We start from the raw sequence: 6801 nt of genomic DNA on the forward strand, positions 1-6801 counted from the left end.
GAGGTCGTGTACACCTCATGTGTCGTTGGGGCCCTTGGGTGAGCCCAGAAGGGTTCTAACGGGGCATCAGGTGCGCGGCAGGGTTCCAGCGGCCCCTGAGCTGTGCGCTCCCACCGACGACGACGCCGCCCCGGTCACCTTTCGCGCGAAAGGTCACCGGGGCGGCGTCGTCGTGGCCGGGGAACTTACGGGAGCTGCGGCATGGCGATGTCGGCCATGCGTGCCAGAACGCGCACCACCTGACAGGAGTAACCGAACTCGTTGTCGTACCAGACGTACAGCACCAGGGAGCTGTTGTTGACAATGGTGGCCAGGCCGTCCACCACGCCGGCGCGGCGGGAACCGACCAGGTCGGTGGAGACCACGTCCGGGGAGTCCACGTAGTCGATCTGCTTGCGCAGGGGCGAGTTCAAGGAGATGTCCTTGAGGAACGCGTTGACCTCGTCGGCGCTCTCGGGGGCATTCTCCAACTGCAGGTTGAGGATGGCCATGGAGACGTCCGGGGTTGGCACGCGGATGGCGTTGCCGGTGAGCTTGCCCTGCATCTCGGGCAGAGCCTTGGCCACGGCCTTGGCGGCACCGGTTTCGGTGATGACCATGTTCAGCGCTGCGGAGCGGCCGCGGCGGTCACCCTTGTGCCAGTTGTCAATGAGGTTCTGGTCGTTGGTGTACGAGTGAACGGTCTCGACGTGGCCCTGCTTGATGCCGTACTGGTCGTTGAGGACCTTCACGACCGGGGTGATGGCGTTGGTCGTGCAGGACGCCGCGGAAAGGATCTTGTCCTCGGCCACGATGTCCTTGTCGTTCACGCCGCACACAATGTTCTTGAGCTCGCCCTTACCGGGAGCGGTCAGCAGGACCTTGGCGACCCCCTTCGACTGAAGGTGCTGGGAAAGTCCCTCTTCATCGCGCCACGCGCCGGTGTTGTCGACCACCAAGGCGTTGTCGATGCCGTACTCGGTGTAGTCCACCTCGGCCGGGGAACCCGCGTAAATGAACTGAATGTCCACACCGTTGGCGGTGATGATGTTCTTCTCTTCGTCCACGGTGATGGTGCCGTCGAACGGGCCGTGCACGGAGTCACGGCGCAGCAGGGAAGCGCGCTTGACCAGGTCGTTGCCCGGCTTCTTGCGGACCACCACGGCGCGCAGGTTCAGGCCGGTTCCGTCGTTGCGGTTGATGAGGATGCGGGCCAGCAGACGGCCGATGCGACCGAAGCCGTACAGCACCACATCCTGGGACTCGGGTTCGTTCTCACCCTGGTGCTCGACCACGGAAGCCAGCCGCTCACGCAAGTACGCCTCGAGGTCGGTGCCGGCGGATTCCTGGTAGCCCTGAGCCAGCTTGGCCACGTCGATGTTGCACGTACCCAGCTGGAGCTTGGTCAGCGTCTCGACGATGTCGAGGGTGTCCTTGAGCGGCAGCTCTTCTCCCAGGATGCGGCGGGTGAAGCGGTGCGCCTTGATGATTTCGGTGACGGACTTGTGAACCAGCGACCGGCCGAACACGGTGGTGACCACCTTGTTCTCGCGGTGCAAACGGCCCACCAGGGGGACCAGTGCCTCGGCAAGTGCTTCGCGATCGGACCAGGTGGTGCTCATCAGCATCCTTCTTCCTCGACCCGGACTTCGTCGTGAGGGCCGTGTTGTGCCGCGCTTCGTTGTGCGGTCTAGCGTGATGGCGCCCCGTAGGAATGGGGCGGCTCGTCGTACGTCAGTCTACGTGGCTCGCGCACCCCTCGTGTGCGTATCCCTTTAGGTGACGACGCCGCCGCGGCGCCGTCTTCTTGTCGGTCGCCTTTGCTACCGTGGTGCCATGTTGACGGTGATCGGTGAAGCTCTCGTGGATGTGGTCTCGCGCAAGGGTGAAGCACCCCGAGCGCACGTGGGCGGAAGCCCCATGAATGTGGCCGTAGGCCTTGCCCGCCTGGGTCAGTCGGTGCAGTTCCTGGGTCGCTACGGTCAGGACGAGTACGGCGAGCAAGTGGCCGCGCACCTGCGGGACAACAAGGTGAGCCTGCCGTTCAGCCCGGATTCCAAGCCCACCTCGGTAGCGCAGGCCACGCTGGATCAGGCCGGCGCCGCAACCTATGACTTTCAGTTGGATTGGTCCTTGGACGTCTCCGACGACCAGATCGATCAGCTCCTCAGCAATACCGGCCTGCTGCACGTGGGCTCCATCGGTGCCATGCTCGAACCCGGCGCGACCCTGGTCCGCAAGGCTGTGGAGCGTGCCCATGGCCACGCCCTGATCTCATACGATCCCAATTGCCGACCCACCATCATTCCGGATTCTTCGGATGCCCGCGCTCGGGCGGAGGCCATTGTGGCGTCCGCGGACATCGTGAAGGCCTCTGACGAAGATCTGCTGTGGCTCTATCCGAACCGCTCCATCGAGGACAGCGCCCGGGCGTGGTTGCAAGCGGGTGCACACTTGGTGATCGTGACTCGCGGGCCACTGGGCCCCTGGGCGGTAAGCCGCGGCACGGGACGCGAAGGTGTGGACACCGCAGCGGCCCGAGTGGACGTGGTGGACACGGTGGGTGCCGGGGATTCGTTCATGGCCGCCCTGATCTCCACTTTGACCGACCGCGGTCTCACCGGAGCCGATGCTCGCCGTGACTTGGACGCGTTGGACAAGGACGAGGTACGGCAAATCCTGCGCTACGCCGCAGCCGCCGCGGGTGTGACCGTTTCCCGTTCCGGGGCGGACCTGCCGACCAAGGATGATCTGCCGAAGAACTGACGCGTGCCGGCCGCTCCTGCGCGGCCGGCCGCCACGACAAGCCCCCGCCGTGAAGGTGGCCGGGCGCCGTCGGCAAGGACGTGTCCGTGAGTACGAACCGTTCAACGAAAGGAATACCGATGCTCGACCGCGAACCCTACGCAGACCTGCCCGACCTTCCCACGTTCACTCTGACCTCAACGGATGTCGCCGAGGGTGAGACCATGGCCACCGCACAGGTCTCCGCAATCATGGGCGCCGGCGGTGAGGACATTTCCCCGCAACTGTCCTGGTCGGGTGCGCCCGAGGGCACCAAGTCCTACGTGGTGACCATGTACGACCCCGATGCCCCCACCCCCAGTGGGTTCTGGCACTGGTGCGTGTCCAATATCCCGGCCTCCGTCACGGAACTGGCGACCGGGGCGGCGTCGAACCCGCCGGAGGGTGCCGTGAAGCACCGCAACGACGGCGGCACCGACGAGTTCGTGGGGGCGGCTCCGCCCGAGGGACACGGTGCGCACCGCTACATCCTGTGCGTGACCGCCGTGGACGTGGCTGAACTGGACGTGGACGAGAACGCCAGCCCCGCCGTGGTGAACTTCAACCTGTTCTTCCACGGGATCGCCCGCGCCTTCTTGACCCCCGTGTACGAAGTCAAGTAACGCTCCAGTGGTGCGCGGAAGTTTCGAGGAGGAACCCCACCAGCCCGTCCGAATGATCGCGAGCGATCTGGACGGGACGGTTCTGGGACCCGATTTTCGCTTCCGGCCGCGCACCGTCGAGGCCATTACCGCCGCACGGGATGCCGGGATTCACGTGGTGTTCGTGACCGGGCGTCCCAAACGGTGGCTCCACCCGCTCCACGAACAGCTGGAGGACGTGGGGGTGGTCATTTGTTCCAACGGGGCCGTGGTGTACGACGTGCCCACCGAACGCGTCATTGAAACCAGCCTGTTCCACGTGCGTGAGGCCTTCGGGATCATGGGGGAGATCAGCGAGCTGTTCCCCCGCACGCTCTATGCCGCCGAAACCCTGGATCGGGTCTTCACCGATCCCGGATGGTCCCGCAGCGACCGCATGGAAATCTTCCCCGTGGAGGAGGCACCCATCAGGGAGTGTCTGCCCCGGGGGATCGGTGTGGTCAAGCTGCTGGCCAAACTGGATGGCGCCGTACCCAACGAGTATTTCGAGCACGTGCGTGAGCTGGTGGACGGGCGGCTTGCCGTCACCCATTCCGTGGCCGCAGCCCCGCTGGTGGAAATCGGGCAGCGAGGGCTGACCAAGGCCCGCACGCTGGAGCGGTATGCCGCTGAGCGCGGGATCACGAGTCAGCACGTGATGGCCTTCGGTGACATGCCCAATGACCTGGAAATGCTCACGTGGGCCGGTCACGGGTACGCCATGGCGGACGGACATCCGGGGGTCGTCACCGCGGTGGGTCGTACGGCACCGCCCTTCACCGAGGATGGCGTGGCCCAGGTCATTGAGAACTATTTGGATCATGCCTGACCAGAAACGGTGACCGACAAGTTACTGTTTAGTACATGTCAGTTGCCGATCAACCTGCCGCCCTGGCCCACCGTGGTTTCTCACTGGACGGTCATGAGAACACCCTTCGAGCGTTTCGTGCCGCCGCGGACCTAGGATTCGTATGGGTCGAGACGGATGTGAACACCACCTCGGACGGCGTGGTGCTGGCATTCCACGACCCCACACTGGATCGGGTGACCAATACATCCGGTGACGTCTGTGATCTCCCCTGGTCCGAGCTGCAGGACGTGCGCATCGGCAGTACGGAACCGTTGGCGACCCTGTCCGAACTGCTGCGTGAGCTACCGGACCTGCACTTCAATATCGACGTCAAGGACGAATCCTCGGTCACGGCGCTGCCGCGCGTGCTTGCCCAGGAGGGTGCCGTGGACCGCGTGCGGGTGACCTCATTCTCCGAAGACCGCCGACGCCGCACGCTCGAGAACATCGCCCGGCTCACCGGCAAGCGCCCGCTCACCTCGGCGGGAACCATTGGCTGCGCAGGGCTCACGATCCTCTCCAAAACGGCCCGCGTGACGGACAAGGCCTCCCCCAGGATCGCGAGCCTCATCTGGTCGCTGTTGACCAAGGCCTGGGCGGTCAAGGTTGCGGACTTCACTGCCGTCCAACTGCCCGTGACGTACGACCTCTCCCTGCCGGGCGGGCGGAAACTTCCGGTCTCGGTGGTGGACCCCAAGTTCGTGGAGGTGGCCCACCGCGTGGGTGTGGCCGTGCACGTGTGGACCATTAACGACGCCGACGAAATGCGCCAATTGTTGGATATCGGTGCCGACGGGATTGTGACCGACCGCGGGGATGTGCTCACCCGGGTGTTGGCGGACCGTGGACAGTGGCCACCGCACTCCGCGTAATTGCGCGTGTGATCTTTGACTCACACCTGTGAATTTCCTAATGTCATAGGTACGCGAAACACGCGGTGATACCGACCCGTTAGCTCCGCTCCGGGTCGCGTAGCCCACAACTGATCGGAGGCGCAGATGCAGCACACTCACTCTGCCCGCGGTCCGGTTCGTCAACCGGTGGGCTTGATCCGTTCGCGGTGGATCGGCTGCCTCCGCAAGATCCCGTAGCTGCTTATCCCTTTCCCACAGGCGCCCCGTGTTCGGTTGCGCCCGGCACGCTCCACCCATCGAGCGCTCGCCAGGAGTCTCACAACGTCGTGTCTCAACAGCGAGGAAATATGAGCGCAAAACCCTATCCACATCCGGCTCCGGACCACCACGGACGGCAACGGGAGACCCGGAACTCGGTCGAACGGCGTCGTGCGCTGTCCCGGCGTGGTTTCCTGGGCGTGGGAGCCACGGCCGCGGTGTTCGCCCTGGCCGGCTGCGGAAGTAACACCCAGCAGGCCTTCTCGGGAACGGAAGCCACGGGCGCCCCCGAACCGGGCGGAATTCTTCGGGTGGGGCTCGCGGGCGGCGGTGCCGCGGACACCGTGGACGCCCACATCCCCGTGGGCACTGCCGATGCCGGACGCGTGCTCAACCTCTACGACACGCTCTACGAGTTCAACGAGGAGTACGAACCCGTCCCGGCGCTGGCCGAAAGCGCGGAGCCCGTCCAGGACGGTCGAGCGTGGATCTTCAAACTGCGCACCGATGTCACGTTCCACGACGGAAGACCGCTGACGGCGGCGGACGTCGTGTTCACCTACGACCGCGTGACGGATCCCGCCGATCCCAAGTCCGGTGCCTCCGGTCTGGCCAGTCTCGCCAGGTCCGTGGCCGTGGACGATCACACCGTGCGCTTTGAACTCTCCGAGCCGGACTCCATGTTCATCGACTCCACGGCGCAGTATTCCATGGGTATCGTGCCCGCGAACTACGACCCGGCCAACCCGGTCGGAACCGGCGCGTTCAGCTTGGGACTGTTCGAACCGGGTCAGATCACGGTCCTCAAGGCCAACCGGAACTATTGGCGAGACGCGCCCCTGCTGGACGAGGTGCACTTGGTGAACTTCAACGACGAGGACGCCTTGGTCAACGCGCTGCTCTCCACGCAGGTGGACGTGGTGGGTCAGCTTCCGTTGGCGCTCGTGGACGTGGTGGGAACCGACCCCCGCATTTTCACCGTTATGTCCGAAACCGGTAGCTGGTTGCCGTTCACCATGCGCGTGGATGTGGAGCCCTTCGACGACCCCCGCGTGCGCGAGGCGTTCAAGCTCGTGGTGGACCGCGAACAAATGGTGGAGCAGGTCTTCTCCGGACACGGCACGGTGGGTAATGACATGTACGCACCGTTCGACCCCGGAACTCCGCAGCTGCCGCAGCGCACCCGAAACATCGAGAAGGCCAAGCAACTGCTGGCCGATGCCGGCTACCCGGACGGTCTGGACGTGGAACTGGTCACCGCACCCATCCAGGCCGGAGCCGTGGAATCCGCTCAGGTCTTTGCGGAACAGGCCTCGGAGGCGGGCATCAACGTGAGCCTGCGCCGCGTGGACACCACCACGTTCTTCGGTGACGGCTATTTGCAGTACCCCTTCTCCCAGGACTTTTGGTACACCCGAAATTTCCTGCCCCAGAC

Annotated in this window: 6 protein-coding genes; 5 read left to right on the forward strand and 1 reads right to left on the reverse strand. The window is 64.8% G+C overall.

Annotation, left to right across the window (positions count from 1 at the left end; translation table 11 throughout):
• Window positions 1-185: 185 nt before the first annotated feature.
• Window positions 186-1601, reverse strand: a complete 1416-nt coding sequence (locus Q4E95_RS06510) for a glyceraldehyde-3-phosphate dehydrogenase (protein WP_303382545.1) — start codon at window positions 1599-1601, stop codon at window positions 186-188.
• 214 nt (window positions 1602-1815) lie between these two features.
• Between Q4E95_RS06510 and Q4E95_RS06515 the strand changes: the two genes are divergently transcribed.
• From Q4E95_RS06515 to Q4E95_RS06535, 5 genes are all read left to right on the forward strand, one after another.
• Window positions 1816-2745: a carbohydrate kinase gene (locus Q4E95_RS06515; RefSeq protein ID WP_303382546.1), complete on the forward strand. Its 930-nt coding sequence runs from the start codon at window positions 1816-1818 to the stop codon at window positions 2743-2745.
• A 119-nt stretch (window positions 2746-2864) separates the two neighbouring features.
• Complete coding sequence (locus Q4E95_RS06520; RefSeq protein WP_303382547.1) at window positions 2865-3386, forward strand: YbhB/YbcL family Raf kinase inhibitor-like protein; 522 nt, start codon at window positions 2865-2867, stop codon at window positions 3384-3386.
• Window positions 3387-3438: 52 nt separating this feature from the next.
• Window positions 3439-4233 (forward strand): HAD family hydrolase, encoded by a 795-nt coding sequence (locus tag Q4E95_RS06525; RefSeq protein WP_303382548.1) that lies wholly within the window; start codon window positions 3439-3441, stop codon window positions 4231-4233.
• A 35-nt stretch (window positions 4234-4268) separates the two neighbouring features.
• Window positions 4269-5126 (forward strand): glycerophosphodiester phosphodiesterase family protein, encoded by an 858-nt coding sequence (locus Q4E95_RS06530; protein ID WP_303382549.1) that lies wholly within the window; start codon window positions 4269-4271, stop codon window positions 5124-5126.
• A 329-nt stretch (window positions 5127-5455) separates the two neighbouring features.
• Window positions 5456-6801: ABC transporter substrate-binding protein (locus Q4E95_RS06535; RefSeq protein WP_303382550.1), on the forward strand; the 1346-nt coding region annotated here is incomplete at its 3' end.

Origin of the sequence: Kocuria sp., assembly GCF_030536815.1 — a bacterium.
In the GTDB taxonomy this organism is placed as follows: domain Bacteria; phylum Actinomycetota; class Actinomycetes; order Actinomycetales; family Micrococcaceae; genus Kocuria; species Kocuria gwangalliensis.